This window comes from Streptomyces sp. NPDC020807, from assembly GCF_040641575.1.
Lineage (GTDB): Bacteria > Actinomycetota > Actinomycetes > Streptomycetales > Streptomycetaceae > Streptomyces.
Genome location: NZ_JBFADU010000010.1, coordinates 141,882 through 157,507, shown reverse-complemented (window position 1 = coordinate 157,507; position 15,626 = coordinate 141,882). Strand labels below are relative to the sequence as shown.

The 15,626-nt window shown below is 72.2% G+C and carries 12 protein-coding genes; 5 read left to right on the top strand and 7 right to left on the bottom strand.

Annotated features, from left to right (window positions below):
- The first annotated feature begins 30 nt into the window (after positions 1-30).
- The 4 genes from glpK (at position 31) to AB0G79_RS17835 (ending at position 5,629) form a co-directional block, all read left to right on the top strand.
- Positions 31-1,587, top strand: a complete 1,557-nt coding sequence (glpK, locus tag AB0G79_RS17850; protein ID WP_360807333.1) for a glycerol kinase GlpK — start codon at positions 31-33, stop codon at positions 1,585-1,587.
- A gap of 6 nt (positions 1,588-1,593) precedes the next feature.
- Positions 1,594-3,198: a glycerol-3-phosphate dehydrogenase/oxidase gene (locus AB0G79_RS17845; RefSeq protein ID WP_360807331.1), complete on the top strand. Its 1,605-nt coding sequence runs from the start codon at positions 1,594-1,596 to the stop codon at positions 3,196-3,198.
- Positions 3,199-3,311: 113 nt separating this feature from the next.
- Complete coding sequence (locus AB0G79_RS17840) at positions 3,312-4,376, top strand: LLM class flavin-dependent oxidoreductase (RefSeq protein WP_360807329.1); 1,065 nt, start codon at positions 3,312-3,314, stop codon at positions 4,374-4,376.
- A 152-nt stretch (positions 4,377-4,528) separates the two neighbouring features.
- Complete coding sequence (locus AB0G79_RS17835) at positions 4,529-5,629, top strand: PAC2 family protein (RefSeq protein ID WP_360807327.1); 1,101 nt, start codon at positions 4,529-4,531, stop codon at positions 5,627-5,629.
- A 55-nt stretch (positions 5,630-5,684) separates the two neighbouring features.
- On the opposite strand, the gene AB0G79_RS17830 is transcribed toward AB0G79_RS17835, so the two are convergent.
- From AB0G79_RS17830 to AB0G79_RS17810, 5 genes are all read right to left on the bottom strand, one after another.
- Complete coding sequence (locus AB0G79_RS17830) at positions 5,685-8,744, bottom strand: NPCBM/NEW2 domain-containing protein (protein ID WP_360807325.1); 3,060 nt, start codon at positions 8,742-8,744, stop codon at positions 5,685-5,687.
- A gap of 120 nt (positions 8,745-8,864) precedes the next feature.
- Complete coding sequence (gene mshC / locus AB0G79_RS17825) at positions 8,865-10,094, bottom strand: cysteine--1-D-myo-inosityl 2-amino-2-deoxy-alpha-D-glucopyranoside ligase (protein ID WP_360807323.1); 1,230 nt, start codon at positions 10,092-10,094, stop codon at positions 8,865-8,867.
- A 160-nt stretch (positions 10,095-10,254) separates the two neighbouring features.
- Positions 10,255-11,061 (bottom strand): SCO1664 family protein, encoded by an 807-nt coding sequence (locus AB0G79_RS17820; protein ID WP_360807322.1) that lies wholly within the window; start codon positions 11,059-11,061, stop codon positions 10,255-10,257.
- Positions 11,058-11,648 carry a DUF3090 domain-containing protein gene (locus AB0G79_RS17815; RefSeq protein WP_360807320.1) on the bottom strand — a complete coding sequence of 197 codons (591 nt, stop codon included), beginning with the start codon at positions 11,646-11,648 and terminating at the stop codon, positions 11,058-11,060. Before AB0G79_RS17815 ends, AB0G79_RS17820 begins: the two co-directional genes overlap by 4 nt.
- 67 nt (positions 11,649-11,715) lie before the next feature.
- A complete protein-coding gene (locus AB0G79_RS17810; protein WP_360807318.1) occupies positions 11,716-12,405 on the bottom strand; it encodes a histidine phosphatase family protein in 690 nt (229 codons plus the stop codon).
- A gap of 58 nt (positions 12,406-12,463) precedes the next feature.
- On the opposite strand from AB0G79_RS17810, the gene AB0G79_RS17805 reads away from it, so the two are divergent.
- On the top strand, positions 12,464-13,456 hold the full coding sequence (locus tag AB0G79_RS17805) for a magnesium and cobalt transport protein CorA (protein WP_360807425.1): 993 nt from the start codon (positions 12,464-12,466) through the stop codon (positions 13,454-13,456).
- A 27-nt stretch (positions 13,457-13,483) separates the two neighbouring features.
- Here AB0G79_RS17805 and AB0G79_RS17800 read toward each other — a convergent pair whose 3' ends face one another.
- Together AB0G79_RS17800 and AB0G79_RS17795 are read right to left on the bottom strand one after the other, a co-directional pair.
- Positions 13,484-14,269, bottom strand: a complete 786-nt coding sequence (locus AB0G79_RS17800; protein ID WP_360807316.1) for a ferritin-like domain-containing protein — start codon at positions 14,267-14,269, stop codon at positions 13,484-13,486.
- A 254-nt stretch (positions 14,270-14,523) separates the two neighbouring features.
- Entirely contained in the window at positions 14,524-15,573 is a 1,050-nt protein-coding gene (locus tag AB0G79_RS17795; RefSeq protein WP_360807314.1) for an LLM class F420-dependent oxidoreductase, read from the bottom strand.
- Between the last annotated feature and the right edge of the window lie 53 nt (positions 15,574-15,626).

Here is a 15,626-nt window from a genome sequence, read left to right as displayed (position 1 = left end):
CGTCCTTCTTCCAGACCTTTGGAGCACACCGTGACCGACACCCACACGTCCGGCACTTCCTCCCACGGCCACGGGCCGTTCATCGCCGCCATCGACCAGGGCACGACCTCCTCGCGCTGCATCGTCTTCGACAAGGACGGCCGGATCGTCTCCGTCGACCAGAAGGAGCACGAGCAGATCTTCCCGAAGCCGGGCTGGGTCGAGCACGACGCCGCCGAGATCTGGACCAACGTCCAGGAGGTCGTCGCCGGCGCCCTCGCCAAGGCCGAGATCACCGCGGCCGACGTCAAGGCCATCGGCATCACCAACCAGCGCGAGACCACGCTGATGTGGGACAAGAACACGGGCGAGCCCGTCCACAACGCGCTCGTCTGGCAGGACACCCGCACCGACGCCCTCTGCAAGGAGCTCGGCCGCAACGTCGGCCAGGACCGCTTCCGCCGCGAGACGGGCCTGCCGCTGGCGAGCTACTTCTCCGGCCCCAAGGTCCGCTGGCTCCTCGACAACGTCGAAGGCCTCCGCGAGCGCGCCGAGCGCGGCGAGATCCTCTTCGGCACCATGGACTCCTGGGTCATCTGGAACCTGACCGGCGGCGTCGACGGCGGCGTCCACGTCACGGACGTCACCAACGCCTCCCGCACCCTCCTGATGAACCTCCACGACATGGCCTGGGACGAGCGCATCCTCCAGTCGATGGACATCCCGGCCGCCGTCCTGCCGGAGATCCGCTCCTCCGCCGAGGTGTACGGCGTCGTCAAGGGCGGCGTCCTCGACGGCATCCCGGTCGCCTCCGCGCTCGGCGACCAGCAGGCCGCCCTGTTCGGCCAGACCTGTTTCGCCGAGGGCGAGGCCAAGTCCACGTACGGCACCGGCACGTTCATGCTGATGAACACCGGCGACAAGATCATCAACTCCTACAGCGGCCTGCTGACCACCGTCGGCTACCAGATCGGCGACGCCAAGCCGGTCTACGCCCTGGAGGGCTCCATCGCCGTCACCGGTTCGCTGGTGCAGTGGATGCGCGACCAGATGGGCCTGATCAAGTCCGCCGCCGAGATCGAGACCCTCGCGTCCTCGGTCGAGGACAACGGCGGCGCCTACTTCGTGCCGGCCTTCTCCGGCCTGTTCGCCCCGTACTGGCGCTCCGACGCCCGCGGTGTGATCGCCGGCCTCACCCGGTACGTCACCAAGGCGCACATCGCCCGCGCCGTCCTGGAGGCCACCGCCTGGCAGACCCGCGAGATCACCGACGCCATGACGAAGGACTCCGGCGTCGAGCTGACCGCGCTCAAGGTCGACGGCGGCATGACCTCCAACAACCTGCTGATGCAGACCCTCTCGGACTTCCTGGACGCGCCCGTCGTGCGCCCGATGGTCGCCGAGACCACCTGCCTCGGCGCGGCCTACGCCGCCGGCCTGGCCGTCGGCTTCTGGCCCGACACCGACGCGCTGCGCGCCAACTGGCGCCGGGCCGCGGAATGGACCCCTCGCATGGACGCCGACAAGCGTGACCGCGAGTACAAGAGCTGGCTGAAGGCCGTCGAACGCTCCATGGGCTGGCTCGAAGACGGATCTGACGAGGAGTAAATCGCTATGACCACCCTGCAGAGCGTCCCCGCCCTCGGGACGCACCCGGCCTCCGGCTCCCTCCCGAGCCGCGCCGAGACCCGGGAACAGCTTTCCAAGGCGACGTACGACCTCCTGGTCATCGGCGGCGGCATCCTGGGCATCTCCACCGCCTGGCACGCCGCGCAGTCCGGTCTGCGGGTGGCCCTGGTGGACGCCGGCGACTTCGCCGGCGCCACCTCCTCCGCCTCCTCCAAGCTCCTCCACGGCGGTCTGCGCTACCTGCAGACGGGCGCGGTGAAGCTGGTCGCGGAGAACCACTTCGAGCGGCGTGCGGTCTCCCGTCAGGTGGCACCGCACCTCGCCAACCCCCTCACCTTCTACCTGCCCGTCTACAAGGGCGGCCCGCACGGCGCCGCCAAGCTGGGCGCCGGCGTCTTCGCGTACTCCGCGCTCTCCGCCTTCGGCGACGGCGTCGGTCACCTGCTCTCGCCCGCCAAGGCCGCACAGGACGTCCCCGAGCTCCGTACGGACAACCTCAAGGCCGTGGCCGTCTACGGCGACGACCAGATGAACGACGCCCGCATGGCGCTGATGACGGTCCGCGCCGCCGTCGACGCCGGGGCGACCGTCCTCAACCACGCCGAGGTCACCGGCCTGCGCTTCACCCGCGGCCGGGTCACCGGCGCCGAGCTGCGCGACCGGACCAGCGGCGACGAGTTCGGCGTGAGCGCCCGCCTCGTCCTCAACGCCACCGGCCCCTGGGTCGACCACCTGCGGAAGATGGAGGACCCGAACGCGGCCCCCTCCATCCGCCTCTCCAAGGGCGCGCACCTGGTCCTCAAGCGGACTTCGCCGTGGAAGGCCGCGCTGGCGACCCCGATCGACAAGTACCGCATCACCTTCGCCCTCCCCTGGGAGGACATGCTGCTCCTCGGCACCACCGACGAGGAGTACGAGGGCGACCCCGGCCAGGTCGAGGTCACCGAGAAGGACACCGCCCAGATCCTGGACGAGGCCGCCTTCTCCATCCGCGACCAGCAGCTCTCGCGCGACCTGATCACCTACGCCTTCGCCGGCCTGCGGGTGCTCCCCGGCGGCCCCGGGGACACCTCGAAGGCCAAGCGCGAGACGGTCGTCACCGAGGGCCGCGGCGGCATGCTCTCGGTCGCCGGCGGCAAGTGGACGACCTTCCGCCACATCGGCCGGACGATCATGAAGAAGCTGGAGTCGCTCCCGGGCCACCCGCTGGGCGAGGACTACGAGCCGGTGTCGGCGCTGCCGAAGCGCCTGCCGCTCCCCGGCATCGCCAACCCGAACGCGGTCGCCCACCGCCTGCTCGTCGACGGCCCGGCCCCCGGCCCCCGCATGGCCGCCGACACCGCCAAGCACCTGGCGACGCACTACGGCTCGCTCTCCTTCGACATCGCCCGCATGGCGAACGAGAACCCCGAGCTCGCCCGGCGGATCCACCCGGACGCCCCCGAGATCTGGGCGCAGGTGGCCTACGCCCGCGGCCACGAGTGGGCCGAGACGGCGGACGACGTCCTGCGCCGCCGGACCACGCTGACGATACGAGGCCTGGCGACGGACGAGATCCGCGCCGGCGTCGAGGACATGCTGCGCAAGTAGGCAGCACGGCACGACCCGTACGGCCACGGGCGGTTCCTCCCCGGAGGGACCGCCCTTCGGCGTGCCACGCGCCCGCCACACCGCCGCAACACCGGCCGCGCAGAGTGGAACGCATGAAGTTTCAGGTGCTCTCGATCGTCCACCACTCCCCTCACCCGCTCACCGGCGAACTCCTCCCCGCCGCCGACCGGCTGGAGCAGGTCGTCGCGCTCGGTGAGACCGCCGAGCGGCTCGGCTTCGACGCGTACGCGGTCGGCGAGCGGCACGCGGGCGCGTTCCTCTCCTCGGCGCCCACCGTGCTCCTCGCGGCCCTCGCCGCCCGCACCCACCGGATCAGGCTGCTCACCGGCGTCACCGTGGTCGCGATCCTCGACCCCGTCCGGGTCGCGGAGGACTACGCGACCCTCGACCAGCTCTCCCGGGGACGGCTCGAACTCGTCGTCGGCAAGGGCGCGGAGGCCGGCCACTTCGACCTCTTCGGCCTCGACGAGGAGCGGCAGTGGGACCTCCAGCGGGAGAAGTACGAGCTCCTGCGCCGCCTCTGGACGGAGGAGGGCGTCGACTGGGAGGGCGAGTTCAGGCCGCCGCTGAAGAACGTGACCACGATTCCGCGTCCGTACGCCGGTCCGCCCCGCGTCTGGCACGGCTCGGCCACGAGCCTCGACTCCCCCGAGCTCGCGGCGAAGCACGGCGACCCGCTCTTCACCGCCAACGCGATCCAGCCCCGTGAGGCGTACGCGCGGCTCGTCGCCCACTACCGCGAGAAGTTCGAGGAGTACGGCCACGACCCCGCACGCGCGCGCGTGGCGGCCGGTTCCGGCGGGCTCCTCGTCGCCGACACCAGCCAGGAGGCCGTCAGCCGGTACAAGGACCTGTACGAGGCGAAGGTGCGGCAGTCCTTCAAGCCGCACCTGGCGGGGAAGGCCGGGTACAACACCCCGTTCCGCACGATCGAGGACGCCGTCGCGAGCGGCCCCCAGCTGATCGGCTCGCCGCAGCAGATCATCGACAAGATCCTCGGCTGGCACGAGCACTACGGGCACGACCTCCAGTCGATCACGGTCGACACCTTCAACCAGTCCACGGAGGAGCAGCGGGAGACCCTCCAGCGCTTCGCCGAGGAGATCGCGCCGGTCGTGCGGAGGGAGGCGCCGAGCACGCTCTGGGAAGACGAGTGAGGCAGGTGCGGAAGGGCCGTGTGCGGAGGCGGGTTCCTGGGTAGCCGATCAAGGCCGCACGGGTTTTCGGGGACGTCCGAAGGCTGCGGGCGGACCACCGGAAAGCCGTAAGGTGGGGCCGTACGACAGGAACTTCGAAAAGGAGGCGCTGGGTGATCGAGCTCGAGGGGGTACCCGAGCTGATCGACCCGGTCATGGTGGCCGCGTTCGAGGGCTGGAACGACGCCGGCGACGCAGCCTCCACCGCGGTCGCCCATCTCGACCGGGAATGGAAGGGCGAGGTCTTCGCGGCGCTCGACGCCGAGGACTACTACGACTTCCAGGTCAACCGGCCCACGGTCTTCCTGGACAACGGTGTCCGGAAGATCACCTGGCCGACGACCCGGCTGTCCGTGGTCCGGGTCGGCGGCGAGAAGCCCCGCGACCTGGTCCTCGTGCGCGGGATCGAGCCGTCGATGCGCTGGCGTTCCTTCTGCAACGAGCTGCTGGCCTTCGCGCACGAGCTGGGCGTGGAGATGGTGGTGATCCTGGGCGCGCTGCTCGGCGACACCCCGCACACGCGGCCGGTGCCGGTCAGCGGGGTGACCTCGGATCCGGACCTGGCGCGGACGATGGACCTGGAGGAGACCCGGTACGAGGGCCCGACGGGCATCGTCGGCATCCTCCAGGAGGCGTGCACGCACGCGGGCGTGCCCGCGGTGAGCCTGTGGGCCGCGGTGCCGCACTACGTGTCGCAGCCGCCGAACCCGAAGGCGACGCTGGCGCTGCTCAACCGGCTCGAGGACCTGATCGGGCTGCGCATCCCGCTGGGCGAACTGCCCGAGGACGCACGGGCCTGGCAGGTGGGCGTGGACCAGTTGGCCGCCGAGGACAGCGAGGTCGCCGAGTACGTGCAGACGCTGGAGGAGGCGCGGGACACGGCGGAGCTGCCCGAGGCCTCGGGCGAGGCCATCGCGCGCGAGTTCGAGCGCTACCTGCGGCGGCGCGAGCCGGGCGCGGGCCCGGGCCCCGGCGTGGCGACGGAGGGCGGCGACTCGCCTTTCCTGCGGGACACGGGGAGCGCCAGGACCCGTCCGCCGAAGCCGGAGTCCCCGGGCCCTGAGACGGTCCCGGGCACGACGGACCCGTCGGCGCAGGATCCTTCGGACGGATCTCGGGACGCGGCGCCCGACGGGTCTCCGGACGCGGCGCCGGACGGATCTCCGGACGCGGCACCGGACGGCGAGGGCCCCGGCGACCGGGCCGAGGAGTAGGACGCGGGAAAAGCGGTGACGGGAGGGGCGGCGCGGCCGCCCCTCCCGTCCGTGTTCAGGCGCAGTCGAAGCGGGCCGCCGCCCAGTCGCCGTGGTCGCCGCTCTTGGACCCGTCGGTGTCCGTGATCCGCAGCCGTACGCGCTGGGCGCCGGTCACGTCGACGTTCACGGGGACGGTCGCGGAGGCTCCGGTGACCCGCGGCGAGGTCCACAGGACCCGGCCGTCGGCCTCGACGGAGAAGGCCACGTCCCCGTAGCCGTCGATCTCGTCGTCGATGCCGACGTCGGCGGTGAACGCGGTGCAGCGCCCGCCGAGGTGGACCTCGATGTCGGAGTCGGCGTGGGCGCCGATCCCCTTCGCGTAGGTCTTCCCGGCGAGGGTGAGCGTCCGGCCGTCGCCGGCCGCGGCCTCGCCGTTGGAGGTGTCGCGTTCGGCCGGTCCCCACCCGTTGGCGGAGGTCAGCCAGGCGAGGTCGCTCGCCCAGCTGTCGGCGGTCGGCGGGGCGCTCGTGATCCCGACAGCGAACCGCTGGACGGCGGTGCGGTCGGCTCCGGCGGCCTGGTAGCGGGCCGTGGCGGTGAGGGCGACGTCGTCGCCGGGCTCGGCGTCCGCGGCGGGGGTGACGGCGACCTGGACCCGGCGGGTGGTGCCGGCCGGGACGCGGTCGACGGGGGCGGGCGGGGTGGCCTGCCAGCCGGCCGGGACGCCGAGGGCGACCTGGACGTTCGTGGCGTCCTGGGTGCCCGCGGTGACGTCCACGGCGACCGTTCCCGGCGTGCCGGCGCCGAGCGTCTGGCCGCCCTGCGCCGTGACGACGGCCGTGGCGCCCGGGACGGCGCCGCCGACGGCGCTGGTGTCGGTGAGCCGCAGTTCGAAGGCGCGGTCGGTGGGCAGGGCCGCCGTCTTCACTCGGACCACTCCGCCGCGCTCGTCGCGGTCGTACCACCAGCCCTGGGTGGTCGCGTCGAAGGCGGCACGGGAGGTGAGGACGGGCAGCGGGTCCCCGTCGAGGCGCACGTCGGTGGGGGCGTCGCCGGTGTGGACGGTGAAGGCGTACGGCCGGGCGGTGGGCTTCCCGGTGTACGTGCCCTGGCTGGCGCCGATCCGGACGGTGACGTCGCCGGGGCCCGCGTTCGGGGCGGTGACGTCGGCGCGCTGGGTGGCGAAGCGGCCCGTGCGGTGCTCGCGGGTCACGCCGTCGTCCTCGTACAGCTCGAAGGAGGAGCTGCCCTGCGGGTAGACGTCCCAGGCGATCGGGTCGCCGGGGGCGCGGTCCGTGTACGAGCGGATGTCACCGGGCCACATGGGGACGGCGGCACCGGCCCGGACGAAGAGCGGAAGGGTGTCGAGCGGGGCGCTGTAGTCGTTCAGGGTCTTCGGGCCCTGGTGGGTCCGTCCGGTCCAGTAGTCGATCCAGGTGCCGGCCGGGAGGTAGATCCCGTCGCGCTCGGTGGCGTCCTGGTAGACGGGGGCGACGAGGAAGTCCTCGCCGCTGAGGAACTCGTACTTCGCGGCGTCGGTCGCGGCCTTCGGGTCGTCCGGGTACTCCAGGGCGAGCGGCCGGGCGAGGCCGACGCCGCTCCGGGTCGCGCGGTGGGCGTGGCTGTAGATGTACGGGAGCAGGGCCTCGTGCAGCTTGAGCGAGGCGCGGTTGATCGAGGTGTAGGGCTCGCCGTACCGGAAGGGCTGCTTGTCCATGGGGGCCCAGCCGTCCATGGTCATGGTGACCGGGAGGAAGGTCTTCCACTGGAGGTCGCGGGTGTACGTCTCGGCGCTGCCGCCGAAGATGCCGTCGACGTCGCCGGTGGTGTAGGCGAGGCCGGACATGGAGGCACCGGCGTAGGTCGGGATCTGCCAGCGGATGTACTCCCAGGTGCCGGACTGGTCGCCGGACCACTGGACGCCGCAGCGCTGGGCGCCGGACCAGCTCTCGGGGGCCCAGGTGAAGCCGCGGGCGTCGCTGTTGGCCTCGATGCCGGCGTAGGCGTTCTTGCAGCCGTCGAGGGCGAACTTGTAGCCGTCGCCGACCCAGGCGACGTCGAGCTTGGCGACCCGCTGGCCCGCCCGGACCTGCTCGCCGAGCTTGTCGAGGCCGTCCTCGGTCCACAGGCCGAGCTTGGTGCCGCGTTCGCCGAGGCCGACGGAGGTCTCGGCGAGGTTCTCGTAGCCGCAGCCGTAGCCGTCGTTGACGAGCATCCAGCCGTTGGGCATGTCGTTCGCGACGTAGGCGTCGGCGATCTTCAGCGAGTCGAGGGTGTGGCGCTCGCCCCGGTTGGCGTTGTGGAGGTAGCAGTCGGCGTCGCCGATCTCCAGGCCGTAGACGGGCGGCATGAAGGGCTTTCCGGTGAGGCGGGTGTACTGGCCGATGACGTCCTTGGCGGCGTCGCCGCCGGTGCCGGTGAAGTAGTAGGCGTCGAAGCGCCGTTCCTTCGCGGAGGCGGTGACGGGCTCGCCGAAGGCGTAGGTGTTGGGCGCGTAGGTGTTGCGGTAGACGCCGTACCCGGCCGAGGAGAGGTAGAACGGCACGGAGTTGGGGTGGCCGCCGTCGTCCCAGTTGTAGTCGACGGAGACCTCGACGGTCTTGCCGCGGTGGGAGGTGTTGCCGCGGCCGTTCTGCATGCCGGCGCCGTAGAACTGCTCGTCGGCGCCCCGGGCGAGGGTCTGGACGGTGCTGTCCCGGTTCCAGGTGAGGCCCTTGGTCTCGGACCAGAGCGGGGTCCCGTCGGCGCGCAGGGCCGCGAAGCGGAGCGGGGACTTGGTGACCCGCAGGGTCACCTGGCCGGTGCCGAGCTCGTAGCGGTCGCCGAGGTCGCGCCAGGTGGTGGCCGGGGGCGGGCCCTGGGGCAGGACGACGTCGGTGCCGGTGGGGTCGGTGAACCTGCCGTCGGGGGCGAGTTCGATGCGGAAGGTGTCGGCGGTGACGAAGGAGACGCGGGCCTGGGTGCGCCCGGCGGTCAGCTTGTAGACGGATCCTTCGGCGGTGAAGCCGGTGACGGAGCCGACGGTGGTGTCGGCCGATGCGGCGGTGGCGGTGGCTCCGGGTCCCCCGAGGGTGGCGAGGAAGCCGAGCAGTGCACCGGCGACTGCAGCTCTCATGCGTGTTGATGATTGCATGGAGCTTATTTAGCGCAGAATCGAGCATGGCGACAGGACAAAAAGGAACCGCCCTCGGACTTCGTCGAGAAGTCCAAGGGCGGTTGCCCGAAAGGGAGTTGTTGACTTCCCCGGCCCTGGCTACAGGGCGACGCCGAGGAGCGCGTCCACGGTGCGGGAGACGAGACCGGGCGCGGACTCGTCGGTGCCGCCGTCGGCCTCCTGGACGGCTGCCCAGCGGTCGACGGCCGCGAGGGCGGTCGGGGCGTCGAGGTCGTCGGCGAGGGCCTCCCGGACCTCCTCGACGAGCGCGTCGGCGGACGGGCCGTCGGGGCGCGAGACGGCGGCGCGCCAGCGGTCGAGGCGCTCCACGGCGTCCTGGAGGACCTGGTCGGTCCACTCCCAGTCGGCGCGGTAGTGGTGCGAGAGGAGCGCGAGGCGGATGGCGGCCGGGTCGACGCCCTCGCGGCGGAGCGCGGAGACGAAGACGAGGTTGCCCTTGGACTTCGACATCTTCTCGCCGTCGAGCGCGACCATGCCGGCGTGGACGTACGCCTTGGCCATGGGGAACTCGCCCGTGAGGGTCTGGGCGTGGGAGGCGCCCATCTCGTGGTGCGGGAAGATCAGGTCGGAGCCGCCGCCCTGCACGTCGAAGCCCATACCGAGGTGGTCGAGGGCGATGGCGACGCACTCGATGTGCCAGCCGGGGCGTCCCTGACCGAGGGAGCCGCCGTCCCAGCTCGGCTCGCCCTCGCGGGCGGCCATCCAGAGCATCGGGTCGAGCGGGTTCTTCTTGCCGGGCCGCTCGGGGTCGCCGCCGCGCTCGGCGGAGAGGTGGCGCATCAGCTCGGTGTCGTAGTTCGAGACCTTGCCGAAGTGCGGGTCGGCGTCGACGGAGAAGTAGATGTCGCCGTCGAGCTCGTACGCGGCGCCCGCGTCCCGGAGGCGCTCGACGAGCGGGATGATGCCGGGTATGGCCTCGACCGCGCCGACGTAGTGCTGCGGGGGCAGCATCCGCAGGGCGGTCATGTCCTCGCGGAAGAGGGCGGTCTCGCGCTCGGCGAGGCCGACCCAGTCGACGCCGTCGCGGATGGCGCGCTCGAGGAGCGGGTCGTCCACGTCCGTCACGTTCTGGACGTAGTGCACCTGACGCTTGGTGTCGAGCCACACGCGCTGAACGAGGTCGAACGCGTTGTAGGTCGCCGCGTGACCCATGTGGGTCGCGTCGTACGGCGTGATGCCGCAGACGTAGATACGGGCGACGGGGCCGGGAGCGAGGGTCACTCGCCCGCCGGTCGCGGTGTCGTGGATCCGGAGGTCGCGGCCCTTGCCGGGAAGGGCGGGGACCTCAGAAGCGGGCCAGGCATGCATGACCCGAGCGTAACCGGACAGGTGTTCCGGATACGAACCGGATCCGGGATCTTGACCTATTAGGCGCTCTTGCAAGTCGGAGACGTACGTGCATGCCCCACGGGGGTGCGACCACCGTCACAGCGATGGCCGAAAACGATCGCCCTCTCGGCGTCCGCGCTCAGACGGGCGGCCAGGGGATCGCCGGCCACTGCCCCGAGGGCACCGGGTGCCGCCCGCTCGCCCGCAGCGCCGCCACGCGCGCGCGTACCGCCGTCACCTCGGCCTCGGTCAGCAGCTCCGCCAACCGCTCCGCGAGGGGCGCTCCGGGCTCCAGGGAGGCCTCCAGCGCCTCCAGGACCGCCGCCGCCTCCCCGGGCAGCTCCTCGCCCGCCCAGCCCCACAGGAGCGTGCGCAGCTTGTCGTCGACGTGGAACGTGACCCCGTGGTCGATGCCGTACAGCCGCCCGTCGGGCGAGGGGAGCAGATGGCCGCCCTTGCGGTCGCCGTTGTTGATGACGGCGTCCAGGACGGCGAGGCGGCGCAGCTCGGGCGTGTCGGCGTGCACGAGCAGGGCCGTGCGCTCCTCGTCGATCTGCGCGGGCCCGACCGCCTTCCAGCCCTCCCCCGCCTCCTCGTCCTCGGTGAGCGCGAGCAGGCGGGCCTGGGGGTCGGCCTCGATCCACAGCTGGACCATGCCCTCCCCGTACGGGCCGTCGCGCAGCACCGTGGGCGGGATGAGGCCCCAGCCGGTGGCCTCGGAGATCTCGTACGCGGCGACCTCGCGCTGCGCCAGCGTGCCGTCCGGGAAGTCCCACAGGGGACGCTCGCCGGCGACCGGCTTGTAGACGCACGTCGCCTCGCGGCCCTCGTGGGCGACGGAGCAGTAGAGCACGGCGTTGGACGCCTCCCCGACCCGGCCGCGCACGGTCAGTTCACCGCGGGCGAGCAGCTCGGCGATCGGCAGGGTCTCGGGGCTGCTGCTCATGCTCCGCGACGGTATCCGTTCTGGCGCGGGCAGACGTGCCCCTCCGGGTCGAGCGGCAGGCTGCACAGCGGGCACGGCGGGCGGCCCGCGTTCACGACGTCCAGCGCGCGCTTGGCGAAGGCCCGCGCCTGGGCGCCGGTGAGCCGGACGCGGAGCATCGGCGGGCCGTTCTCCTCGTCCTGGAGCAGCCGCTCCTCGGCCTCGGCGAGGTCCTCCTCGGAGTCCACGTCGAGCTCGACGAGGGCCTGGGCCTCGACGATCAGGCGCTGCTCCTCGCCGTCCCAGGCGAGTGCCATGGTGCCGACCCGGAACTCCTCCTCGACGGGGGCGTCGAGCGGGGCCGTGTCCGCGATGTCGGCGGGGGCGACGGACGGGACGGGGGCGTTGCCCCCGGTGCGGCGGACGACCTCGTCGAGGAGCTCGTCGATGCGCTCGGCGAGCGCGGCCACCTGGGTCTTCTCCAGGGCGACGCTGGTGACCCGGCCGGTCGCGGACGCCTGGAGGAAGAACGTACGGCGGCCAGGCAGTCCGACCGTGCCGGCCACGAAACGCTCCGGCGGGTCGTAGAGGAACACCTGACGGGACACGTTCTCGGCTCCCTTGAGTCTCGACAGTGGTACTACAGCGGCGCAACCACCCTACTGCGCGAAGGGATCACGGTGCGCCCGCACCGCCCCCTACCTCCGCCGCACCGCTGTCTCCAGGGGTCTCGCGGGGGACGAGTCCGGCGAAGTCGCCCGTGTCGCCGAGGCGGAGGAGGAAGGGGCGCAGCCGGGTGTACCGGATGACGGTGACCGAGCAGGGATCGACGTGGATCCGCTGGAAGAGGTCCAGGTGGAGGCCGAGGGCGTCCGCCACGATCGACTTCACGACGTCCCCGTGCGAGCACATGACGTAGGTGGCGTCCTCGCCGTGCTCGGCCTCGATCCGGGCGTTCCAGTCCCGTACGGCCTCGACGGCGCGCGTCTGCATCGCGCGCATCGACTCGCCGCCGGGGAAGGCGGCGGCGGAGGCGTGGTTCTGGACGACCTCCATGAGCGGCTCGTCGCTCAGCTCGCCCAGCTTGCGGCCCGACCAGTCGCCGTAGTCGCACTCGCTGATCCGCTCCTCGACGTGGAGCGGCAGGCCGGGGCGGGCGTCGAGGAGCGGGCGCAGGGTCTCGCGGCAGCGCTGGAGGGGGCTGGTGACGGCGGCCGCGACCGGCACGCCGTCGAGCCGCCCGGGCAGCGCCGCGGCCTGCGCCGCCCCGCGTTCGTCGAGCGCGATCCCGGGCAGGCGCCCGGCGAGTACCCCGGAGGTGTTGGCGGTGGAACGTCCGTGGCGGACGAGGATCAGGGTGGCCATGCGGGCCAGCCTAGAACGACGGGCCACGCGCGTGCGTGGTTCGGCGGAGCGAGGGAGAATACGGCGCGTGATCGTCGACTCAGCCATCTACCGGGACGGACGCCGGACGTCGGGGCCCGCGGACCTGTCGGAGGCGCTCTCCGAGGCGCGGGCGCACGGGGACGCGTTCCTCTGGGTGGGGCTCCACGAGCCGACGGAGACGGAGTTCGCGCACGTCGCCTCCGAGTTCGCGCTGCACCCGCTGGCCGTCGAGGACGCCTTGAAGGCGCATCAGCGGCCCAAGCTGGAGGTCTACGACGACTCGCTGTTCGTCGTCCTCAAGCCGATCGTCTACGAGCCGGAGAGCGACCGGGTCTCCTCCGGCGAGCTGATGCTCTTCATGGGCGACTCGTTCGTGGTCTCCGTCCGGCACGGCGTGGGCGCGCCCCTGGCGGCGGTGCGCAAGCGCCTCGAAGCCGAACCGGAGGTGCTGAAGCACGGCCCGACGGCGGTGCTGTACGCGGTGAGCGACGCGGTCGTGGACCACTACGTCGACGTGGCCGGGGAGCTCCAGATCGACCTGGAGGAGCTGGAGGCCGACGTCTTCGCGCCGAACGGCGGCAATCCGTCGAACACGGCGGAGCGGATCTACACGGCGAAGCGGCAGGTCCTGGAGTTCCGGCGGGCGAGCGGCCCGCTGGCCGGTCCGCTCGCGCGGCTCACCGCCGGGACCGTGCCCTTCGTGCACGAGCACGCGCAGGTCTTCTTCCGCGACGTCAACGACCACCTGCTGCGCTCCAACGAGCTGGTGGAGGGGCTCGACCGGCTGCTCTCCGACGTGCTCTCGGCCCACCTCGCGCAGATGGGGGTGCGGCAGAACGACGACATGCGGAAGATCTCGGCGTGGGCGGCGATGGCCGCGGTCCCCACGATGGTCGCGGGGATCTACGGCATGAACTTCGACCACATGCCGGAGCTGCACTGGACGTGGTCGTACCCGGCGGTGATCCTCCTGATGACGGGTACGGTCCTGGGCCTCTACCGGCTGTTCAAGCGCCGCGACTGGCTCTGAGCACCCGGCAGAGGCGGGGGACGCCGGTCAGAAGGCCGGCACGGGCGTCGCGGGGCCGCCCAGGGCGTCGCGCCGCTCCGGCATCCGCAGGCCGACCATCTTGTGCCAGCCGGCGGCCCGCTCGTACGCGTACACGCCGTGGATCCCGGCGGCGAGGGCGGCGGCCTTGGCCCTCGGCCAGCCCAGGATGCGGCCCATGTGGCCCATGACGGCGAGGCTGACGTCCCGGTACACCTGGATCTCGGCGAGCGCGGACGCGCGCAGGGTGCGCTGGATGAGGCGGCCGTGGCCCGCGCGCGCGAGCCGGAGCAGTTCCTCGTGGCAGTAGGCGAGGTGGTTGGCCTCGTCGTTGTCGATCATGCGGATGGCCTTGCCGAGCTCGGGGTGGTCCCCGAAGTACCGGACGAGCAGGGCCATCTGGTCGGCGGCCCGCTGCTCGGTGACGCGGCTGTGGGCGAGGTAGACGACGACGTCCTCCTCGGTCAGCGGCGCGTCCCGGCGGAGCTTCTCGTGCGCGAGGCCGATCCCGCGCTGTTCGAGCAGCATCGTGTAGTCGGTCTCGGGCGGTACGGGGACGGGGTCGAGGCCCCGCTTGCGCAGCAGCGCGTTGAAGATGCGGCCGTGCTTGTCCTCGTCGGCACCGTGCCGGGTGATCTTGGGCGCGAGCGCGCTCATGCCGGGGGCGACGAGGGCCGCGATCCGCGCGTTCTCCCAACCGCCCTGGGACTCGCCGCTCGCGGCGATCGAACAGAAGAGCCGGAACGACTCGTCGTCGTCGATGATCTCCTGGAACAGGCTCCTGGCCGTGAGCATCGCCGCCACCTCCGTGCGGACACCCTCGCTCCGGTACGTCCGGGAAGCACGAGTCAAGTCCGCCGCGCGGCGAGGGGCAACAGGAGGGCCCTCGGACGTCGGCCGAAAGAGTGAGTCCCGAGGGCGTAACCGGGGGCCGCGCCGAAGCGTTGTGCAGCGTGACGGCCGTGGCGGGGAAGACCCCCGAGCCCCCACCACGGCCGCAGACTTCTCTCCGCGGTGCTCTCGCACCGCTCGGTCCCGCGCCCCGTCGGCTACGCGAGGCCCGCGCGCTCCGCAGCCTCCACGCCCGCCCGCAGGGCCGCGAGCCGCTCGTCGAGGGTGAAGCCGGCCGGGGCGAGGGTGAGGGTCGTGACCCCGGCCTCCGCGTAGGCCGTCATCCGCTCGGCGATCCGCTCGACGGAGCCGAGCAGCGTCGTCCGGTCGATCAGGGAGTGCGGCACGGCGGCCGCCGCCGCGGTCTTGTCGCCGGCCAGGTACAGGTCCTGGACCTCGGCGGCCTCCTTCTCGTACCCCATGCGGCAGGCGAGCTGGTTGTAGAAGTTCTGCTTGCGGCTGCCCATTCCGCCGACGTACAGCGCGGTGTACGGCCGGAAGACGTCGGCGAGCGCGTTCACGTCGTCGCCGAGGGCGAGCGGCAGCGTCGGGCAGACGTCGAAGCCGTCCATCGTCAGCCCGGCCTTCTCGCGGCCCGCGCGCAGGTGGCGGAGCGCGGTGTCCTCCAGGTGCTCGGCGGAGGGGAAGATCAGCAGGGCGCCGTCGGCGATCTCGCCGGTCTGCTCCAGGTTCTTGGGGCCGATCGCGGCGATGTACAGCGGGATGTGCTCGCGCTGCGGGTGGACGGTGAGCTTGAGCGGCTTGCCCGGGCCGTCGGGCAGCGGCAGGGTCCAGTGCGCGCCCTCGTAGCTGAGGCGCTCGCGGGTCATCGCCTTGCGGACGATCTCCACGTACTCGCGGGTCCGGGCGAGCGGCTTGTCGAACTTCACGCCGTACCAGCCCTCGGACACCTGCGGGCCGGAGACGCCGAGGCCGAGGCGGAAGCGGCCGCCGGTGAGCGAGTCGAGCGTGGCGGCGGTCATCGCCGTCATGGCGGGCTGCCGGGCCGGGATCTGCATGATCGCCGAGCCGACGTCGATGCGCTCCGTCTTGGCCGCGACCCAGGCGAGGACGGTGGGGGCGTCGGAGCCGTAGGCCTCCGCGGCCCAGCACACGTCGTAGCCGAGGCGGTCCGCCTCCTGGGCGACGGCGAGGTTGTCGCCGTCCATGCCGGCGCCCCAGTAGCCGAGGTTGATGCCGAGCCGCATTCCACACACCCCTTACCCATCGGTAACGTCCCTGTGTGCCGGACTCTAGCGCG

Bases quoted from the DNA above. Each gene is read 5' to 3' on its own strand.
- AB0G79_RS17820 (WP_360807322.1), bottom strand. From the start codon at position 11,061: ATGAGCAGCAGCCCCGAGACCCTGCCGATCGCCGAGCTGCTCGCCCGC.
- mshC (WP_360807323.1), bottom strand. From the start codon at position 10,094: ATGCATGCCTGGCCCGCTTCTGAGGTCCCCGCCCTTCCCGGCAAGGGC.
- AB0G79_RS17795 (WP_360807314.1), bottom strand. From the start codon at position 15,573: ATGCGGCTCGGCATCAACCTCGGCTACTGGGGCGCCGGCATGGACGGC.
- AB0G79_RS17800 (WP_360807316.1), bottom strand. From the start codon at position 14,269: ATGCTCACGGCCAGGAGCCTGTTCCAGGAGATCATCGACGACGACGAG.
- AB0G79_RS17840 (WP_360807329.1), top strand. From the start codon at position 3,312: ATGAAGTTTCAGGTGCTCTCGATCGTCCACCACTCCCCTCACCCGCTC.
- AB0G79_RS17810 (WP_360807318.1), bottom strand. From the start codon at position 12,405: ATGGCCACCCTGATCCTCGTCCGCCACGGACGTTCCACCGCCAACACC.
- AB0G79_RS17830 (WP_360807325.1), bottom strand. From the start codon at position 8,744: ATGCAATCATCAACACGCATGAGAGCTGCAGTCGCCGGTGCACTGCTC.
- AB0G79_RS17845 (WP_360807331.1), top strand. From the start codon at position 1,594: ATGACCACCCTGCAGAGCGTCCCCGCCCTCGGGACGCACCCGGCCTCC.